Origin of the sequence: Anaerostipes sp. 992a (assembly GCF_001940245.1) — a bacterium.
In the GTDB taxonomy this organism is placed as follows: domain Bacteria; phylum Bacillota; class Clostridia; order Lachnospirales; family Lachnospiraceae; genus Fimousia.
On the sequence record NZ_MJIG01000004.1, the window covers coordinates 344,330 to 362,660 of the forward strand.

The following is an 18,331-nucleotide window of genomic DNA, read 5'->3' on the forward strand; positions in this document are numbered from 1 at the left end:
TCTATCTCCTGATCAAACCTCGATTTCACTGATCAATCGTTTGATGTGAACCGTAATATATGTCATTTCCTCATTGGAAACTTCATGTCCACATGTATCATAAATATACTCTTTTATTTTCTTTGTACACTCAAATGCATCCGGATATTTCATCGTGAATAACATGAGAAGCTCATCATCAGCCTTATTCTCATAAATGTTCTTTCCCGTAAACAATCTCTGAGAGAAAAATTTCAAATGTCTTACAAATCTCTCAAAATAGATGGAATTTCGGTTCAATCGAATTCTGAAATGTCCTTCTACAATATCCAGAATATCCTGAATCATTTTCGTCATGGAAACCATACGACTCATATCCAGATTCAATTCCGCATTGATAATATGCAACGCAATAAAAGATGCCTCATCCTCACAAAGCGTAACTCCCAATCTTTTCTTAATGACATTAATTGCATATTTTCCAATCAGATACTCGCGATAATAGAATTTCTTGATTTCCCATCCAAATGGATTCTGAAATTCTGTCTCTGTTTTTGCCCTCTCAATAGCAAGATTAATATGGTCTGTTAAAGAAACGTATATATTCTCACTTAATTCTTTCTGCAGTGATTTTTTGGCATATTCGATAATCTCACTTGCTACCAGAATCCGTTCCATCGGTACATCGTCCACCAGTTTTCTGAAATTAGTGTTAGACTTTTTATCATTGAGCGTAAAAATCTTTTCAATCTTATCCTCCTCAATGGTATCTCCTGCCTTTTTCTTAAACCCAAGGCCTCGTCCCATCACGATCATTTCCCTGTTCTTCTGGTCCAAAGATACTACAATATTATTATTAATTGTCTTTAAAACTTCCATATTCCTAACTCCAAACTTTTCCTGTTTTCCCCAATGTTCAACTACCCCTTCATATAAATTTTAAGGATTATCTCAATTTCTCAAGATAATCCTTAAAACCGTCTTTCTCATTTTCTTTACAGTTTTTCAACCAAACGAAGGTTAATTCTTCCCATTTTATCAATTTCTAATACCTTGACTTTGACTTTGTCTCCAATGTTTACTACATCTTCTACTTTATTGACTCTTTCCTTCGCAAGCTTAGAAATGTGGATCATGCCATCTTTATTTGGAGATAACTGAACAAATGCGCCGAAGTTCATAATTCTGACTACTGTACCTTCGTATGTCTTACCAACTTCCAAAGGCTCTACGATCATGCGTATCATCTCCATTGCCTTTTTGATCATATCAGCGTCGGACGATAAGATATCCACTCTTCCGTCATCACTAATGTCGATCTTTACACCTGTTTCATCAATAATTCCATTGATTGTTTTTCCCTGTTTTCCGATGATCTCACTGATCTTTTCAGGGTCAACCTGCATCTGTTTGATCTTAGGTGCATACTGTCCAACTTCTGGTCTTGGCTCAGAAATGACAGGGTTCATAATTTCGTCTAAGATATACGTTCTTGCTTCTTTGGTTCTGGCAATCGCTTCGCGGATGATCTCATCGGTCAGTCCATGAATCTTGATATCCATCTGAATTGCAGTGATTCCCTTATGAGTACCTGCAACTTTAAAGTCCATATCTCCAAAGAAATCTTCTAATCCCTGAATATCCGTTAATACAATATAATCATCATCGGTATCACCAGTAACCAATCCTACAGAAATACCTGCAACCGGAGCTTTGATCGGTACACCTGCTGCCATTAAAGACAGAGAAGATGCACAAATACTTCCCTGAGAAGTAGAACCATTGGATTCTAATACTTCAGATACTGTTCTGATCGCATATGGGAATTCTTCTTCCGTTGGAAGTACTGGAACCAAAGCCTTTTCAGCCAATGCACCGTGACCGATCTCACGACGCCCAGGACCTCTGCTTGGACGTGTCTCTCCTACAGAATAAGATGGGAAATTATAATGGTGCATATAACGTTTTGTCTTTTCCTCGTAATCCATACCATCGATTCTCTGTGCTTCTGATAAAGAACCAAGTGTTGTCATGGTCATAACCTGAGTTTGTCCACGTTTGAACAGACCACATCCATGTACACGAGGGATACAATCAATCTCTGCGGATAATGGACGGATGTCCTTGATATCACGACCATCTGGACGCTTGTGATCCTTTAAGATCATCTTACGGACAGTCTTCTTCTGGAATTTATAAACAGCTTCGTCAATATGTTCCAGCCATTCTTCATTTTCTGCGTAATGCTCTTCTAATTTTTCCTTGATCTCACTGATGTTGGCTTCTCTTGTCTGCTTATCATCTGTGAAAACTGCCTCTTCCATAGCTTCCGGTGTAATAAACGCTACCATATCATCGTACATATCTTCCGGAACGTCAAAATGAATGTATTCATGCTTTTCTTTTCCACACTCTGCTACAATCTGTTCTGTAAATTCAATTACCTGCTGGTTTACTTTATGTGCAGCAAAGATTGCTTCTAACATCACTTCTTCGCTTACTTCATTGGCCCCAGCTTCGATCATGATGACCTTTTCCTTTGTAGATGCTACTGTAAGAGCCAGATCAGAAAGCTTCTTCTGTTCTGCAGTTGGATTGAACACCAGTTCTCCTGCAACCAGCCCTACCATTGTGGATGCGGTTGGCCCATCAAATGGAATATCAGAAATCGCTGTTGCCATTGCAGACCCCAACATAGCTGTCAGTTCTGGACTACAATCAGGATCCACGGATAATACCAGGTTATCCAGTGTTACATCGTTGCGGTAATCCTTCGGGAATAATGGTCTCATTGGACGGTCGATGACACGGTCGGTCAAAACAGCATTCTCGCTTGCTTTTCCTTCCCTCTTCATGTACCCTCCAGGAATCTTTCCTACTGCATACATCTTTTCTTCATACTCTACACTCAATGGGAAGAAATCAATTCCTTCTCTTGGCTTTTCAGATGCTGTAGCTGTGGATAATACAACTGTCTCACCATAATGTAATAATACAGCGCCATTTGCCTGAGCTGCGACTCTGCCGATTTCTGCTTTCAGCGTACGTCCAGCCAGTTCCATAGTAAATGTTTTTGTCATTTGAACTTCTCCTTTACAATTTGACTATCATGATGGAAGACGCCGAAACAACTAAAAAATCCACTGCATCAATGGCCTTTTTAGTAGTCTCGGTTAACGTCTTCCCGCACTATCCGCTTTATTATAGCATCCTTAGTCTTCATTTGCAAGTTTCATGCCCTTTTGAAATGAAAGAACATCCTTGATAAAATCAGCATTTCCAAAACGCCGAACATTCTATCAAGGATGTTTTTTATATCTCTCAATCTAGTTTTCTCTTCTAAAGTATCAGATGGTCATCATCCCTGACATAATGCAGCCCCCGCTTGCACCTGCATCCATCACTTCCGCAATCTGCTCTTCTCTTACATGAATTCCTCCAATCGCATAGACGGGAATGGATACCTGTCTGCAAACTTCTTGTAAAAAGGCAATTCCTCTGGGTGCCACTCCCTTTTTACAGTCCGTGGTATAAATATGCCCTGCTGTAAGATAGGTGCTTCCGAGCATTTGTGCTTCTCTGGCTTCCTCCACAGAATGAATGGAGGTCCCAATGGTAGCAAATCGTTTTTTGTCCTCTTCCTCCATTTCCCGGAGCTTCCAAAGTGGAAGATGTATTGCACTTTGCTCCAGAGCAAGTGCCACCTCCCAGTAAAAGTGGAGGCGACATTCTACCTTGTATTTTTCCGCCATTTCCAGCACTTCTTCTGCCAACTTTAAATATTCTTCTTCCGACAGATCTTTTTCCCGAAGAATAACCGCCTTCGGTTGAAGTCTACATACCCGTTCCATCTGCTCCATAAATGCCCTTTTGCACAAATGTCGATTGGTCACTGCAATGATATTCTGATATAATTCCTGTTTCATATTCGTTTCCTACACATAAATATAATCGCTCATTACCGGCTGAAGATTTAATTTTTTCAAATCATCATACACTTCATCCACAGAACGGCCATCAGAGATTTCAAACTGCTCATCTCCTTTATCTTCGATTTCCTCTACATGACTTCCGATTCCTGTACTCACACCTGCAGAAATCTTAGTTGCCGCAATATTCACCAGATTATCTCTGACTCTTGCACATTCTCTTGTAGAAATGGTAATGCTTGCAAATGGCATGAACAGCCGATATGCAGAAACTACCTGCAGAAGCTGTGCTTCATGAACATCCATCGGATTGATCTTATCATTATTAATGATCGGTCTTAATCTTGGACAGGAAAATGCGATTTCTGCATGAGGATATTTTCTCTGCAGCAAATATGCATGCATACCAGTTGCAAATGCATCCTTTCGAAAATCATCCAGTCCAAGCAGGGCTGCAAATCCAACCCCTCTCATGCCTCCTTTTATGGCACGTTCCTGTGCATTCAGGCGATACGGAAAGATTCTCTTATGACCAGACAAATGGAGAGTTTCATATTTATCAGAATTATAAGTTTCCTGGAATACCGTAACATAATCTGCTCCACATTCGTGGAGATATGCATATTCATCAGAGTTCATCGGATAGACTTCCAATCCAATTACCTTAAAATATTTTCTGGCAATCTTACACGCTTCTCCTATATATTTTACATCAGACATCTTTCGGCTCTCTCCAGTTAAAATCAGGATTTCCTGAAGTCCTGTCTCCGCAATAGCTGCCATCTCCTGCTCAATTTCTTTTCCATTTAATTTTGCACGATTAATCTTATTGTGGCAATTAAACCCACAATAAATACAATAATTCTCACAATAATTTGCAATGTAAAGGGGTGTAAACATCATGATACTGTTACCAAAATGCTTTCTGGTCTCTGCCTGAGCCTTCTGTGCCATCTCTTCCAGAAAAGGAAGGGCAGCCGGAGACAGCAACGCTGCAAAATCCTCAGGAGATATGTGATCTTTATTCAATGCTCGTCTTACATCCTGAGCTGTATATGTTTCATAGTCGTATTCATTCATAGCCGTAATGACCTGTTCCTGAATCTCAGATTCCAGCACTTCCATGCCTGGCATATATTTCATATGGTCTGTACGAGCCTTTTTCTGATCCTCTTTGATGGCATCGCTTAAAATGCTTTCATTGGTATGATCTGTCATCTCTTCTTCCCCCTATTCCTGTAAAAATCCGGTCAGCGGAGAGGATGCACTGGCGCCCTTTTCCATGACACGTCCCAAGCCTGCAAGATATGCGGCTCTTCCTGCCTCAATGGCCAGCTTAAACGCCTGAGCCATAGCTGGAATATTGCCTGCCGTTGCAATAGCGGTATTGGCCATAACAGCTGCTGCTCCCATTTCCATAGCCTGGCAAGCCTCAGATGGTTTTCCGATCCCAGCATCCACGATGATTGGCAGGTCAATTTCATCGATGAGAATCTGAATAAATTCTTTTGTGCACAATCCTTTATTGGAACCAATCGGTGCACCAAGCGGCATAATACATGCTGCCCCTGCACTTTGAAGATCCCTTGCTGCATTTAAATCCGGATACATATATGGCATAACCGTAAATCCTTCTTTGGCAAGAATCTCCGTTGCCTTAATAGTCTCGTAATTATCCGGCAGTAAATATCTGCTGTCTCTGATCACCTCGAGTTTTACAAAATCTCCTCCACAGATTTCTCTGGAGAGTCTTGCGATTCTAACCGCTTCTTCTGCGTTTCTTGCACCTGAAGTATTTGGAAGTAACACTACATCATCTGGAACATAATCTAAAATATTAGCGAGACCACCGTCGTTCGCTCTCCGAAGTGCCAATGTTACCATCTGGGCACCTGCTTCTTTCACAGCTGCATCAATTAATTCTAAAGAATACTTACCTGATCCTAAAATAAAACGGGAAGTAAATTCATGATTCCCAATTTTTAATACATCTTTTTCCATTGTTCCATCCTCTTTTCTAATTTTATTCATCTAATATCAATTCTAAAATCTGATTTGCTTCATGGGCAGCGCAGATGGCAACTCTTGGTGCCATCAGACATTTCCCGGTCTCAATCCCAGTCGTTTCGTCTCCACAAAGATAAAGATTCCCCATGGCTTTTCTCGTCTGAATGGCATTGCTATTTCCATATCCTGCCATTCCAGAACCACTTACCATCTTCTTTTCTGGCAGCAGCTCTAATACACCATTGACCAGCATTGCTTTTTGATCCGGCTGATCAAAAGCTTCACAAATCACATCTGCATCCTGAAATAACTCCTGAATATGTTCTCTTTGGATCTTCAAAAAATCCGTCTGGATATCCAGATAGGGATTGATTTCCAAAAGCTCTTCCTTTAATGCTTCCGGCTTTGGTCGGTTTAAGTGTCGAATGCTATACTGCTGCCGGTTTAAATTGGTCAGATCTACCCGATCAAAATCGATCAGATGCAAATGTCCTACTCCGGCTCTTGCCAGAAAAAAGGCCACATTAGACCCTAGACCTCCAAGTCCTGCAATGGCTACTCTTGCCTGGTTTAATTTTTCCTGCACCACTTTTGTATGACGAACGATCAGGGCCTCCTGAATCTGCTCCTTTGTCACTTTCTCTTTCATTTTCAGCCTCCTCCGACAAAGCAGACGATCTCAATTTTATCATCCTGTTTGATCATGTAATTGTCATATTCCTTTTTCGGAAGAATTGCTCCATTGACTTCTACTGCAATTCGATCCTTTAGATAATTTCTTGCTTCTAAAAATGATGTCATGGATTGTTCTCCTTCTAAATGTACCTGTTCTCCATTTACAAACATCATTTACCTCCTTTCTGAATGAAAAGATGATCGAAAAAAAAGTTCACGAAGTAATACACCCGTGGTGGTGCACCCCTTCATGAACTTTTGTTCACTCTCAACTTTACTTTATTCTATTATTCTCCTGAATTCTACTTGCCTGTGCAAAAAGAAAAAGCCTGAAATGCCATTGCACTCCACGCTATTGTTCTCGCTGGTCCCTACGTTGGCATTATCCAAATCAGGTTTCCGGGTCGAAGCTTTCTCACTTCCTCTCAGCCTATTCATAAGCTCCCCGTATTCAATTAACAAACATATTATAGATAATTCAACACTCTTTGTCAATACTTTTCCGGTGAAAGTTTTTGTTAGATAAGAAATTCGAAGAATTTCTTATCTAACAAAAAAGAACGGTTGTTCCAAAGAGAATTGAAAAATTTTCTTTGGAAACAACCGCTCTCTTAACATTGGCAATTATTACTTTCTTAAGCCTAATCTTTCGATTAATGAACGGTATCTGTCGATATCGACCTTCTTAAGGTATGCTAATAACCCTCTTCTCTGACCTACCATTTTCAGAAGTCCTCTTCTTGAATGATGATCTTTTGGATGAGTTTTGAAGTGATCCTGTAAATCATTGATTCTAGCTGTTAATAAAGCTACCTGTACTTCTGGAGAACCTGTATCTCCTTCACTTCTTCCGTATTCTGCAATAATTTTTGCTTTCTGTTCTGTTGTAATCATTTTCATTTCCTCCTAATTCTTTATAATCGCCACATACTAGGAATTGGTTGGAGTATCCAAACTCTTGGTATGCGGTTCAACACCTAAATGAGTATATCACATGATTTTTTATCTGTAAACTATTTTTTGCATTTATCTGCACATACTTTCATGGCTTCCATGATGCTGGATCGGAATCCTGTTCGTTCCAGCTCTTGTACTGCAGCAATGGTCGTTCCTCCCGGAGAACATACCATATCCTTTAATTCGCCGGGATGTTTTCCTGTCTCCAACACCATCTTTGCACTGCCCAATACAGACTGGGCCGCAAAACGATATGCCTGATCTCTTGGCATTCCCTCTGCCACTGCTGCATCCGCCATAGCTTCAATCAGTATGTAGATATACGCTGGTGAGCTTCCGCTGACTGCCACGACCGCATCCATCAGGCGTTCCGGAACCAGCTCTGTCTTTCCAAATCCATCTAAAATGCGACAGACTTCCGTCACCTCTTCCTGTGTCATATATTCATTGTAGCAGGCAGCTGTCATGCCCTCTCCCACCATGGCTGGTGTATTTGGCATAGTTCTTACAATCTTCATATCCTGTCCAAATAAATAACCGATGCGTTCCAGATCAATTCCTGGTGCTATGGTAACAATAATCTGAGATTTCTTTACATTTTTTGCGATTTCTTTGATCACATCTTCATAAAAAATTGGTTTTACAGCCAATACGATAATTTCTGCTTCCGTTGCTACTGTAATGTTATCTGTTGTCACGTCAATGCCATATTGTTGCTGAATTGCCTTTAATTTTCCTTCGCTCCGATTGGATGCAATTATTTGCTCTGAATGCAAAATCTGATTTTCGACAATACCACCGATCATTGCAGATGCCATATTCCCGCATCCAATAAATCCTAATTTATGTTTCATCTGTCTTTCCCTGCCTTTCCATTCTCTCACACAGTTTTTTATAGATTTCCTCTTCCATGCCAGATACAATACTGCCTGGCTGAATCTGAGGTTTTAGTTTTCCATGAAAATCGCTCCCCTGTGTAATCAGCAATTCGTATTTCTTTGCCATCTTTGTATAGAACACATCCTCCTGATTTTGATGATAACTGCAGAATGCCTCTACCCCTTCAATGCCAGCCTCTACCAGTTTTTGGAACAATTCTGCATTTTCACCCATATTAGCTCCTGGATGTGCCAATACTGGAATACCACCTGCTGCTTTAATACACTGAATTCCCTCTTCAGCCGGGAGATTGCCTTCTGCTACAAATCCAGCACTTCCTGGTTTGGAACAGTTCTCCCAGAAAAAATCTACCCCTGGCATATCATGATTCCGGTATTTCTCTACCAAAGGATTTCCCAGATTCCGCTCATCTTCAAGAATCGCCTGAAAGATATTCGCAATGATAATATTTCCCTGTTTTGCATAGTGAAGTACCTCTTTTTCTTCGAAAAAAAATCCCATTTCACGCATTTTTGTCATTCGTTTTTTGCCATTTTGTTCTTTCTGTCTGCGAGTTTTCTCTCCAAACTTTGCCAATGCTTCCTGCTCTGGATCAATACCATATCCAATGATATGAAAATTTCTTCCTCCACACTGGGTGTCCAACTCAACTGCCGGAATACATGTAATACCTGCATTTTTTGCTGCCTCAACTCCTCTTTTTACCCCTGTGGTAATATTATGATCGCAAATAGCCATCACCATAACCCCGGCCTTTTTCGCTATGGATACTACCTCCTCCGGGGAAAATTCACCATCCATACTTTCCGATGAATGCATATGCAAATCTAACCAACTCATCTTATTTCCTCCTAGCGAAGCTTCTTTAACAGCTGCTCAAAATACTCTGGCAATGGAGAAGTAAATTCCATATACTCCTTTGTAGTAGGATGAATAAATCCTAATACTTTTGCGTGAAGGCACTGACCCTGCAGATGAAATTTGTCCTTCTTCGGACCATAGACCTCATCCCCCAACAACGGGTGATGAATGTGGGACATATGAACGCGAATCTGATGGGTTCTTCCGGTTTCCAGAGAGCATTCAATATATGTATATTGTCCTTTCAGCCGTTCCAGAACCTTATAATGGGTCACTGCACGCTTTCCATTTTTATAATTGACCGCCATCTTTTTTCGATCATTTGGATTTCTTCCAATGGGTGCATCTACACTTCCTTCCTCTTCTCCTATGTTATGATAAACAATGGCATGGTATTTTCTCGTAATCGAATGTACCTTTAACTGCTCTGCGATAAAGTTATGCGCATGATCATTTTTACAGATGACCAAAAGTCCGGTGGTATCCTTATCAATCCGATGCACGATTCCTGGTCTTAATTCTCCATTAATTCCAGACAACTGATCTTTACAGTGATACAAAAGTCCATTGACCAGCGTTCCTGTATAATGGCCCGGACATGGATGAACCACCATATCTTTTTGTTTATTTAATACAATAATGTCTGAATCCTCATATATGATATCAAGAGGCACCGGCTCCGCTTGAATATCCACTTCCTTTGGCTCTGGAATCTCTATTTGGATTTCATCCTCTTCTGACAGCTTATAATTGGATTTTATATGTTTTCCATTGACCAGCACATTTCCATCCTTAATCAGCTTCTGCAAATAAGATCTGGAATGTTCTGGGTATTGTTCTGACAGATATCTGTCAATTCTCGTTCCCTGCTTCATACTACTCCTTATTCGATCTGGTTAAAGTCTTAATGATTGAAAAATGAAAGCTCGTCCTCCTGATAAACAAACATGATCAGTATGATCAATGCTATCGCTGCTATGGTCACATAACAGTCTGCCACGTTAAAGATAGGAAAATCAATGACTTTCACATATAAAAAGTCTACTACATACTTTCGGCAGATTCGGTCTACCATATTTCCAATTGCTCCTGAGAACAGTAAAATCACCGTTGCTTTAAGCGGCATATATCTTTTCTGTTCTGGAAGCTTTACATATACATAAATCATAAGTAGCAATGCCAAAAATGTGACCGCCAGCAGTAAAAGCTGCTTGCCCTGAAAAGAACCAAAGGCTGCTCCTCTGTTTTCCAAATATTGCAGTTCAAAAATTCCCTTGATCAGTGGAATGGCTTTCTTTCCTTTCAGATGAAGAATTGCCAGGTATTTGGTATACTGATCTAACAAAAGCAGACATATAGAAATGGCTGCTCCACTCACAAACTTTTTTAACATATTCACTCCATTTTCTAACACAATGGTTTCCTTCTGCCCGATGCAAACACACTATACAAATCGATGCAGAAGAACCGAGTGCCTTCCTTTCTTCGATTGTCCCCGGATGTTTGAAAAAATCATCTTTCCCATTCCCCGAACGGAGATTATATCCCCTTCTATAACCGCTTTGCCATTGGTTTCTGCCAATCTTCCATTGATAAATACCTTCTTCCCCTGAATCAATACTGCACTTTCTTTTCTGGACAAAGAAAATCCCAGGCTGACGATTGCATCCAACCGAAAGGAATTCACAAATCCTTCCACAGGCTTTAACTGGGGTCTGATATCTAAATTCATCTTCTTCACAGGCTTCGTCGTGACCAGCGTATGCCTGATCTTACTGATTTCTTCTAGTAGAAATTCTGCCATATGCTCCATACAGAAAAGATAAGCCCCGGTCTCATCTACCAGAATGTCTCCAATGCATTCCCGTTCCATTCCCAAATTTAACACTGCACCAAGATAGTCTCTATGACTCAATTTCTCACTATACTTTGGTGCAATTGGCTGAATCCTCAGACATACAACAGGATCCGGCGCCGGATAGCCCAGCAACTCCTCCGACCCGAACATCAAGATCTTCCGTTCTGCGTATGGGTATCCTCCCAGAAAAGCCCCTTTTGCATATTCCACCTCCCGTTCCACTTCATAATAAATCGCCTGCTCTGCCAGCGATAAAAATGACGTATGGGTATAAATGGATTGATGATAAGACTTTTGGGCCAATTCCATCATTCTCTTTTTTAATAATTCCTCTTCGTTCATTAGTTCCTTCCTATACACATCGTGTGTATCCTCACGGAGTATTTTATAGACTAGAAAAAATTTCCTATTCTATAAAACAAGAAAAGCATAGATCCCATGCTTTTCTCGTCTTTCCTCATCTTTATTCTGAAATTCTAGGAGAGATCATATCATCATTCATGATCTCATCTCGTAAATCTCCATTCACTTCAATATTATCTGGTGCTGCAATAAAAATGTTCTTTGAAATGGCCTGTAAAGTACCATCCACAGCATAGCAGGCACCGCCAATAAAGTCAATCGTTCTCTGTGCTTCCGGATTGCCAACGCCTTCCATATTGATTACTACTGTTCTTCCCTCTCTAAGTAAATCTGCAGCAACCTTTGACTCACTAAAATCCTGTGGTTTAATAACAAACACTTCTACCCCCTGTCCGTTCATGGACACTACCTTGTTATTGGCAGTCCTTCTGCTGGTATAAGTCTGTCGTCTTGGAGCCTCACTGAGCACTGGTGCTGGCTCTTCTTCTTCTTTTTTCTTCTTTGAAGGAAAAATATGCGGTGCTTTTGTTTTTTCTTCTTCCTCATCATCGATTTCTTCGTATTCATCATCGAATTCTTCTTCGTAATCATCATCGCTTAATCTCATAAGCCCAAGTAACTTATCAACTGTACCTTTCATACTCAACCTCCATGAACTATATATTATAATTACGGGCACCAAAAATGCCTGTTCCCACACGAACCATTGTAGCACCTTCTTCTACTGCTACTTCGTAATCGTTGGTCATACCCATTGATAAAATTTTCATAGTTACATTATCAAAGTTTTTCTTATCAATGTCAATAAATAATTGCTTTAATTGGCGGAAATATTTCCGGTTATCCTCTGGGTCATCCACAAAAGGAGCAATGGTCATCAGCCCCTGTATGCTGATGTTAGGAAGCTTGGCTGTCTCCTGCACCAATTCCATAACTTCATCCGTACTCTCCAGACCAAATTTTGTCTCTTCTTCAGCTACATTGACCTGAATCAGAACAGGTACTGTCACCTGCTTTTTCACTGCTTCCTTGCTGATCTGCTTAGCCAACTTCAACGAATCTACAGAGTGAATCAGTGCTACCTTGTCGACTATGTACTTTACCTTATTGGTCTGCAGATGTCCGATCAGATGCCAGCGTACTGGATTCTCAATCGCTTCATACTTGGAACAAAGCTCCTGTACCTTATTCTCTCCAAAATCCGTAACTCCATGTCTGGAAAGCTCAACCACATCTTCCAATGGCTTTGTTTTGCTCACCGCAATAATCGTAACTTCCTCTGGATTACGACCTGACCTTTCGCATGCTGCTCTTACCTTCTCTGCTACCATATCATAATTTTCTTTTAACATTTCACTCACCTGTCCTTAATAAATGATTTCATCCTCGTCGATTTCCTTGCTGTTTAATACGATGTGATCGTACAACGAAATTCCATGAACCGTATTTGTCGCAACTAAGACATAATCCTCACTGCTACTCACCTTCTCGATAGCACGAAATTCGGCATATCCTTGATTAACACAATAAACGCCTTGCTTCTTCACCGTCTTATCCAGATAATATTGTGCGGAATTCTTATTGCCTCCAGCAAATAATACTGTGTTCTTCTCAACTTCATCCGCATCCAGATAAAAATATTTATCCTTATCTTCCTCAAATTTATAAATCGTATAGCTTTTAATGGAAGCCGTTTTTTCCTTATCTGATTTGGCCAGTACACGATCTGAAGTGGAGTTTCCTCCCTTTGTCAGATATTCCACTGGTACTGCATAAAACTCCTTTTCTACCACTGCACTTTTTGGAATTTTATATCCTTTATTAGAATTTAAAGAAATTTCAATATCCAAAAACCGTTCATTCATGTAACGGATCAAATATTTTGATAAGGTTAAGTATCCATAATAGCGACTTTTTTTCTTTTTCACCCTTATGGATGCCGATGCTTTCACGTTATCCTTTAAGAATGTAACCTGCACCGTATTCTTATCCTTTAATTCTTCATATTCCTCTTCCGACAGTTGGATGGCAATTTCCCATGTCTCTCCTGTAGCAATGCGATAAACCACGTCTCCTTTTTCCACTTTTTCAACAGAGGATAACTGCTTTTTCTCATAACCGGACTGTTGAAAATCTGATTTATCAATCTGATCCACAGTTGTCTTATCAAAATTATCCACCGTATAAGAGACCACTCCGCTGTCTGTACTTCCTACAACCTGATAGGAATCCTTGCCGTACTTCTTCTTGACCTTTTTCACGGTTTTTTCTATATAATCTCCATTGGCATTCAACACAGACTGATCCAGCTTTTGTTTCAGGTTATACACCTCATCGAATCTGGAATAATCATATTCTTCTTTAAAATCTGAAATGGTATTGTTAATATTCGATATATTTTTATTGGCTGCTTCATAATCTTCTTTGATTGCCTCAGCAATATAATCTTTGATCTTACCATTGGAATCCAGTGAATAGATTGTCTCTCCCTTATAAACTTTAGAAAGATCAGACATATAGTAGTTAATATATCCACTTCCTTTGCTTTTGACAATTTTTTCCTCGCGTATAGCAATGCCTGTTGTAGATATTACATCCGACATCTTACCAGCTTTTACCTCATAAATGGTCAATGGGTTTTTGAAGATAAACCCCAAAATGTTCACGCTGATATATATTAAAATTCCAATAAAAATAACAAGACTTAAACTAAGATGAATCTTATTTTTTCTCATTATTCTAACTCCCATCTATCTAATGCTGCGCCGTTCAGATAATGAAACCGGCACCCCTGTCTATAATTTTTCTTTTCCATCCATTCCTCGAATTCATCTCTAAGCTTCCACCAGCTGGTCCCCCAGTTGGAGAATTCGGAATATTCCTCTGGTACACGGCTGAATAATCGTTCTACCACAATCTCTGGAGACAGATAAGCCAGAAATTCTGTCAGCCTTTCTAAATATTCTTCTTTGGAACATAACGTAATTGTACCATCATTGTATTGTGTATACAACTGTGAATTTTTCGGAATATACAAAGAATGTAATTTTACAACATCAACCCGCAGTGCTGATAAAATCTTTGCTCCCTCCACTGCATCCTCCAAGGTATCTCCTGGCAGATTTAAGATCATATGTGCACAAGTGGAAAATCCATATGCCTGAACCTGCATCACTGCCTGGATAAATTCTGCCAGACCATGTCCCCGGTTGATATTCTTTAGCGTATGGTAATTCACCGTCTGAAGTCCCAATTCAAAATGAATTTCTATCTGATATTCTCTTCGAATCTGCTTGAGAAAATCCAAATATTCTTTCTTAATACAATCTGGTCTGGTAGAAATGGATATTTCTACAATATCCTCCACCTTTGCCGCTTCCGTAATATATGCCCGAAATCGCTCCAGGCTCATAAATGTATTGGTATAATTTTGAAAATAGGCAATAAATTTTTTCGCTTTATATCTTCTGGAAATCTTCTCTTTCGTCTTATTGAGCTGCTCTGTCACAGACATTCCTGATGACATGGCTTCAAATCCAGTTCCTACATCTGCACAAAAAGAACAGCCTTGATTACCGTTCATTCGATTAGGACAGCTGATCGGCAGATTAACAGGAAGCTTATATACCTTCTCCCCATATTTTGTTTTTAAATAATCGGAATACGTGCGATAATACATGAATTCTTCCCCTTATATATTTGTAACATAGGAAATCTAAAAAATTCCCATGTAATAAAGAAACTGTCACATCTCTGTGACAGTTTCTATTCATGTTCTTCTTATAAAGATACTGTAACAAGTCCCTGAATACTTTCAGGCATATCAGATTTATCTCTAGATGCACTAATCACAAAATCAACATCGTATTTTTCAGATATTTCCTGAATCTTGGCAACAGTTGCTTCAACATCCGCATCATTAGATACATCCACGTTAGCAATGGTTAGAAAACTTTCTAAATAAATTGTTTCGATGTCATAATTCTGAGATAAAATTCCTGCTAAAAATCCAAGAAACATATCTGTATTTGTGATTCCGTATTCTGGAGAAACGATAAAACGAATGCGATTGCTCAGCTCATACATATGCTTGTTGCTTTTATCGATATAGACGATATCCCCTTTTGCAACCTTAACTGCATCATTTACTTTTTCAATTAAAACTTTCGTTTTTCCTTTTCCTTTTACTCCTGCAATAATTTCGACCATTCTTATCTCCTCCTTAGAAAGAACATTTTTATTATATATATTGTATAATATATGCTACAAAATAACAACTACTATTTATGAGTTTTTTCTAATAAATCCGACATAGTGTTATATAGAATATCCTTTGTTTTCGCATTTAATACAACAGAAATATATTCTTTTCCCTCACTGTTTTTCGTAAGAATAATCAGACAAGAGCCCGCTTCTCCTGTGGTTCCTGTCTTACCGCCGATCATAAAAATATCATCTGGCAGATTATAGTCTCCAAGAATATAGTGGTTGGTGGTCTCCATTGGAAGGCTGATCGGTACCCCTGCTGCTGTCTCATATTCCAGCGTATAATTGGCTTTTCCTACAATATTCAAAAAAGCATCATATTGTATCGCCTCTTTAAAGATCAGATACAAATCATATGCAGTGACATAATGATCGTCATCATGAAGTCCATTGGAAGTCACAAAATGACAATGAGTCGCCCCAAGCTCCTTAGCTTTTTCATTCATCATATCCGCAAATTTTTCTTCTGATCCTGCAATATAATCCGCCAGTACAACCGCACAGTCATTGGCAGATTCAATAAGCAGAGCATTCAACAGTCCTTCTATCTTTATTTTATCGCCTTTTTTCAGTCCAACCTTCACAACCCCGGATTCGTGAAAGGTAATATCCTTTTTTACAGTAACCGTATCCGTCAGCTTACAATGCTCTAGCGTAAGCAGAGCAGTCAATACCTTGGTCGTACTGGCCGGATATGCTTTTCCCAGAGCATTCTTAGAGGTAAGAACCTTTTGGTCAGTAACATCGACCAAAAGTGCACTCTGTACATCCCCCTGAAAAGCATTATCTTTCTTCTTATCTATGATTGCAGCATGCTCGCCCAATCCATCTAAAAGCGTTCTGTAATGACTTTTTAAAAGCGTTTTTCCGGATTCCTCAAAATGCTTTTCATAGGATTTGGCCTCTACGGAAACAGGCTGACATACTGTTACCATCAGGACCATGGACAGTATGACCGCTGCTAGTTTTCTTCTCATATGTCTTTCCTTTCCAATCGGACAAACGTTATTTGTACATTTCCCGCCAATCCAAATCTCCGCGTTCCAATGCTTTTACCAGCAGTTCTGCGGTTGCCAGGTTTGTAGCAAATGGTATATTATGCATATCGCATAAACGCAGTACATTGTATACATTGGTTTCATGCTTGGTTTTTGCCTCCGGATCCCGCAAAAAAATCACCATATCAATTTCATTATGCTCAATCTGAGCTCCTAACTGTTGCTCTCCTCCCAGATGTCCTGCTAAATATTTATGAACATTCAAATTGGTTACTTCTTCAACCAGATATCCGGTTGTCTCTGTGGCATATAATTCATGTTTACATAAAATCCCCCGATAAGCGATGCATAAATTCTGCATCAATCGCTTTTTGGTATCATGGGCAACTAAACCAATATTCATTGCCATCCCCCTTTTCTAATATTTTTTACTTTGGAGCGATATATTCAGTACCATTCCCATTCCGATCATAATACTGAGAACCGAGCTCAATCCATAGCTGATCAAAGGCAATGGCAACCCTGTATTTGGTAACATTCCTGTTGCAACTCCAATATTAATAAATGACTGGAATGCAATCAATGCTGCAACTCCCGTCGCAATCAATTTACCATTTAAATCATTGGCTTTCTTCGCTACCGTTATACATTGTATCATTAACAGTGCCAGCAATGCAATAATAATTACACTGCCGATAAAACCAAATTCTTCTCCAATTACAGAAAAGATAAAATCCGTCTGCTGCTCAGATACCAATCCTGTATCACGTACGGTAACAGAAACATCAGAAATTGTATTGGTATTCAAGCCTTTCCCAAACAACTGTCCAGATCCTATGGCCATGATAGAATTATTCGTCTGATAGGCCGTCGTGGATGCATATTTGGATGGATTGATAAAGGTCATAATACGAGTCACCTGATAATCCTTTAAAAGAATTTGTCCCGGTGTCTGAATATACCAGATAAATGCAGCAAATGCAGGAATCCCAATGGCAATGACCCATCCAATAATCTTAATGCTCAGGCCTCCTACAAAAACAATCGCACATAAAATCAAAGTAATATCAATGGTAGTAGACAAATCTGGTTCTTTTACGACCAACAGCATCGGAATCAAACAGATGACTGCCAGCTTGCCCAACGTCTTCCATTCATTTAAGTCATCCTCATGCTTGGCAATAAAAGATGCTGCTGTTAAAATCAATGCGATCTTACACGTTTCCGACGGCTGGAAGGTAAATCCTCCAAACGCCAGCCACCGCTGTGCTCCTCCTACCGTCTTTCCTGCAACCAATACCAACAACAAAAGTATGATATTTCCAATATAAATGATTCCTATATTATTGGTAATAAAATTATAATCTGTCACAGATAAAAACAGCATAATACCCGAGCATAAAACGACTCCTAATAGCTGTTTTACTGTATAAGACGGATTTGCGCTATTGATAAACATAATTCCTAATGCACTTAATAGCCAGACATTCCATAACAGCTTCATGTTATAATTTTTAAAGTCATATTGTCTCAGCATC

At 39.5% G+C, this 18,331-nt stretch carries 21 protein-coding genes and 1 riboswitch; all 21 genes read right to left on the minus strand.

Going from position 1 to position 18,331, the window contains the following annotated elements:
- Positions 1-12: 12 nt before the first annotated feature.
- The 21 genes from licT to BHF69_RS06010 all read right to left on the minus strand — a co-directional run bounded on the left by licT (position 13) and on the right by BHF69_RS06010 (position 18,330).
- On the minus strand, positions 13-858 hold the full coding sequence (licT, locus tag BHF69_RS05910) for a BglG family transcription antiterminator LicT (RefSeq protein ID WP_075670133.1): 846 nt from the start codon (positions 856-858) through the stop codon (positions 13-15).
- A 116-nt stretch (positions 859-974) separates the two neighbouring features.
- Entirely contained in the window at positions 975-3,059 is a 2,085-nt protein-coding gene (locus tag BHF69_RS05915) for a polyribonucleotide nucleotidyltransferase (protein ID WP_075670134.1), read from the minus strand.
- Between the two features lie 267 nt (positions 3,060-3,326).
- The gene (locus BHF69_RS05920) at positions 3,327-3,905 is read right to left on the minus strand and encodes a thiamine phosphate synthase (protein WP_075670135.1); all 579 of its coding nucleotides are present in this window, start codon (positions 3,903-3,905) and stop codon (positions 3,327-3,329) included.
- Positions 3,906-3,914: 9 nt separating this feature from the next.
- Positions 3,915-5,126, minus strand: coding sequence for a 2-iminoacetate synthase ThiH (gene thiH / locus BHF69_RS05925; protein WP_075670136.1), 1,212 nt, complete (start codon positions 5,124-5,126; stop codon positions 3,915-3,917).
- 12 nt (positions 5,127-5,138) lie between these two features.
- Positions 5,139-5,909 (minus strand): thiazole synthase, encoded by a 771-nt coding sequence (locus BHF69_RS05930; protein WP_075671731.1) that lies wholly within the window; start codon positions 5,907-5,909, stop codon positions 5,139-5,141.
- A 22-nt stretch (positions 5,910-5,931) separates the two neighbouring features.
- Positions 5,932-6,564 (minus strand): sulfur carrier protein ThiS adenylyltransferase ThiF, encoded by a 633-nt coding sequence (gene thiF / locus BHF69_RS05935; protein ID WP_075670137.1) that lies wholly within the window; start codon positions 6,562-6,564, stop codon positions 5,932-5,934.
- A 2-nt stretch (positions 6,565-6,566) separates the two neighbouring features.
- A complete protein-coding gene (thiS, locus tag BHF69_RS05940; protein WP_075670138.1) occupies positions 6,567-6,764 on the minus strand; it encodes a sulfur carrier protein ThiS in 198 nt (65 codons plus the stop codon).
- Between the two features lie 177 nt (positions 6,765-6,941).
- A riboswitch (TPP riboswitch) is annotated at positions 6,942-7,048 on the minus strand.
- A gap of 169 nt (positions 7,049-7,217) precedes the next feature.
- Positions 7,218-7,484, minus strand: a complete 267-nt coding sequence (gene rpsO, locus BHF69_RS05945) for a 30S ribosomal protein S15 (protein WP_075670139.1) — start codon at positions 7,482-7,484, stop codon at positions 7,218-7,220.
- 119 nt (positions 7,485-7,603) lie between these two features.
- Complete coding sequence (proC, locus tag BHF69_RS05950; RefSeq protein WP_075670140.1) at positions 7,604-8,401, minus strand: pyrroline-5-carboxylate reductase; 798 nt, start codon at positions 8,399-8,401, stop codon at positions 7,604-7,606.
- Entirely contained in the window at positions 8,391-9,287 is an 897-nt protein-coding gene (locus BHF69_RS05955; RefSeq protein WP_075670141.1) for a PHP domain-containing protein, read from the minus strand. Before BHF69_RS05955 ends, proC begins: the two co-directional genes overlap by 11 nt.
- An 11-nt stretch (positions 9,288-9,298) precedes the next feature.
- Positions 9,299-10,183 carry an RluA family pseudouridine synthase gene (locus tag BHF69_RS05960; protein ID WP_075670142.1) on the minus strand — a complete coding sequence of 295 codons (885 nt, stop codon included), beginning with the start codon at positions 10,181-10,183 and terminating at the stop codon, positions 9,299-9,301.
- Positions 10,184-10,212: 29 nt separating this feature from the next.
- The gene (gene lspA / locus BHF69_RS05965) at positions 10,213-10,722 is read right to left on the minus strand and encodes a signal peptidase II (RefSeq protein ID WP_242946124.1); all 510 of its coding nucleotides are present in this window, start codon (positions 10,720-10,722) and stop codon (positions 10,213-10,215) included.
- 30 nt (positions 10,723-10,752) lie between these two features.
- Positions 10,753-11,508, minus strand: a complete 756-nt coding sequence (locus tag BHF69_RS05970) for a YlmH/Sll1252 family protein (RefSeq protein WP_075670143.1) — start codon at positions 11,506-11,508, stop codon at positions 10,753-10,755.
- 121 nt (positions 11,509-11,629) lie between these two features.
- Positions 11,630-12,169 (minus strand): cell division protein SepF, encoded by a 540-nt coding sequence (locus BHF69_RS05975; RefSeq protein WP_075670144.1) that lies wholly within the window; start codon positions 12,167-12,169, stop codon positions 11,630-11,632.
- A 16-nt stretch (positions 12,170-12,185) separates the two neighbouring features.
- Positions 12,186-12,881 carry a YggS family pyridoxal phosphate-dependent enzyme gene (locus BHF69_RS05980; protein WP_075670145.1) on the minus strand — a complete coding sequence of 232 codons (696 nt, stop codon included), beginning with the start codon at positions 12,879-12,881 and terminating at the stop codon, positions 12,186-12,188.
- 15 nt (positions 12,882-12,896) lie between these two features.
- Positions 12,897-14,264 carry an HlyD family efflux transporter periplasmic adaptor subunit gene (locus BHF69_RS05985; RefSeq protein ID WP_075670146.1) on the minus strand — a complete coding sequence of 456 codons (1,368 nt, stop codon included), beginning with the start codon at positions 14,262-14,264 and terminating at the stop codon, positions 12,897-12,899.
- Positions 14,264-15,208, minus strand: coding sequence for a TIGR01212 family radical SAM protein (locus BHF69_RS05990; protein ID WP_075670147.1), 945 nt, complete (start codon positions 15,206-15,208; stop codon positions 14,264-14,266). The genes BHF69_RS05985 and BHF69_RS05990 overlap by 1 nt, the downstream gene beginning before the upstream one ends.
- 101 nt (positions 15,209-15,309) lie before the next feature.
- Entirely contained in the window at positions 15,310-15,738 is a 429-nt protein-coding gene (locus BHF69_RS05995) for a twitching motility protein PilT (protein ID WP_075670148.1), read from the minus strand.
- A gap of 71 nt (positions 15,739-15,809) precedes the next feature.
- Positions 15,810-16,772, minus strand: a complete 963-nt coding sequence (locus BHF69_RS06000) for a D-alanyl-D-alanine carboxypeptidase family protein (protein WP_083651117.1) — start codon at positions 16,770-16,772, stop codon at positions 15,810-15,812.
- Positions 16,773-16,800: 28 nt separating this feature from the next.
- On the minus strand, positions 16,801-17,196 hold the full coding sequence (locus tag BHF69_RS06005) for a methylglyoxal synthase (RefSeq protein ID WP_075670149.1): 396 nt from the start codon (positions 17,194-17,196) through the stop codon (positions 16,801-16,803).
- Between the two features lie 15 nt (positions 17,197-17,211).
- Positions 17,212-18,330 (minus strand): FtsW/RodA/SpoVE family cell cycle protein, encoded by a 1,119-nt coding sequence (locus BHF69_RS06010; protein ID WP_075670150.1) that lies wholly within the window; start codon positions 18,328-18,330, stop codon positions 17,212-17,214.
- Position 18,331 lies beyond the last annotated feature (1 nt).

Excerpts from the sequence above, each read along its gene's own strand:
- BHF69_RS05970 (WP_075670143.1), bottom strand. The coding sequence starts at position 11,508 with ATGAACGAAGAGGAATTATTAAAAAAGAGAATGATGGAATTGGCCCAA.
- BHF69_RS05960 (WP_075670142.1), bottom strand. The coding sequence starts at position 10,183 with ATGAAGCAGGGAACGAGAATTGACAGATATCTGTCAGAACAATACCCA.
- BHF69_RS06005 (WP_075670149.1), bottom strand. The coding sequence starts at position 17,196 with ATGAATATTGGTTTAGTTGCCCATGATACCAAAAAGCGATTGATGCAG.
- BHF69_RS05930 (WP_075671731.1), bottom strand. The coding sequence starts at position 5,909 with ATGGAAAAAGATGTATTAAAAATTGGGAATCATGAATTTACTTCCCGT.
- BHF69_RS05990 (WP_075670147.1), bottom strand. The coding sequence starts at position 15,208 with ATGTATTATCGCACGTATTCCGATTATTTAAAAACAAAATATGGGGAG.
- thiF (WP_075670137.1), bottom strand. The coding sequence starts at position 6,564 with ATGAAAGAGAAAGTGACAAAGGAGCAGATTCAGGAGGCCCTGATCGTT.
- BHF69_RS05955 (WP_075670141.1), bottom strand. The coding sequence starts at position 9,287 with ATGAGTTGGTTAGATTTGCATATGCATTCATCGGAAAGTATGGATGGT.
- BHF69_RS05975 (WP_075670144.1), bottom strand. The coding sequence starts at position 12,169 with ATGAAAGGTACAGTTGATAAGTTACTTGGGCTTATGAGATTAAGCGAT.
- rpsO (WP_075670139.1), bottom strand. The coding sequence starts at position 7,484 with ATGATTACAACAGAACAGAAAGCAAAAATTATTGCAGAATACGGAAGA.
- BHF69_RS06010 (WP_075670150.1), bottom strand. The coding sequence starts at position 18,330 with ATGCTGAGACAATATGACTTTAAAAATTATAACATGAAGCTGTTATGG.
- licT (WP_075670133.1), bottom strand. The coding sequence starts at position 858 with ATGGAAGTTTTAAAGACAATTAATAATAATATTGTAGTATCTTTGGAC.
- BHF69_RS05985 (WP_075670146.1), bottom strand. The coding sequence starts at position 14,264 with ATGAGAAAAAATAAGATTCATCTTAGTTTAAGTCTTGTTATTTTTATT.
- BHF69_RS05915 (WP_075670134.1), bottom strand. The coding sequence starts at position 3,059 with ATGACAAAAACATTTACTATGGAACTGGCTGGACGTACGCTGAAAGCA.
- BHF69_RS06000 (WP_083651117.1), bottom strand. The coding sequence starts at position 16,772 with ATGAGAAGAAAACTAGCAGCGGTCATACTGTCCATGGTCCTGATGGTA.
- BHF69_RS05980 (WP_075670145.1), bottom strand. The coding sequence starts at position 12,881 with ATGTTAAAAGAAAATTATGATATGGTAGCAGAGAAGGTAAGAGCAGCA.
- BHF69_RS05920 (WP_075670135.1), bottom strand. The coding sequence starts at position 3,905 with ATGAAACAGGAATTATATCAGAATATCATTGCAGTGACCAATCGACAT.
- thiS (WP_075670138.1), bottom strand. The coding sequence starts at position 6,764 with ATGATGTTTGTAAATGGAGAACAGGTACATTTAGAAGGAGAACAATCC.
- BHF69_RS05995 (WP_075670148.1), bottom strand. The coding sequence starts at position 15,738 with ATGGTCGAAATTATTGCAGGAGTAAAAGGAAAAGGAAAAACGAAAGTT.
- thiH (WP_075670136.1), bottom strand. The coding sequence starts at position 5,126 with ATGACAGATCATACCAATGAAAGCATTTTAAGCGATGCCATCAAAGAG.
- proC (WP_075670140.1), bottom strand. The coding sequence starts at position 8,401 with ATGAAACATAAATTAGGATTTATTGGATGCGGGAATATGGCATCTGCA.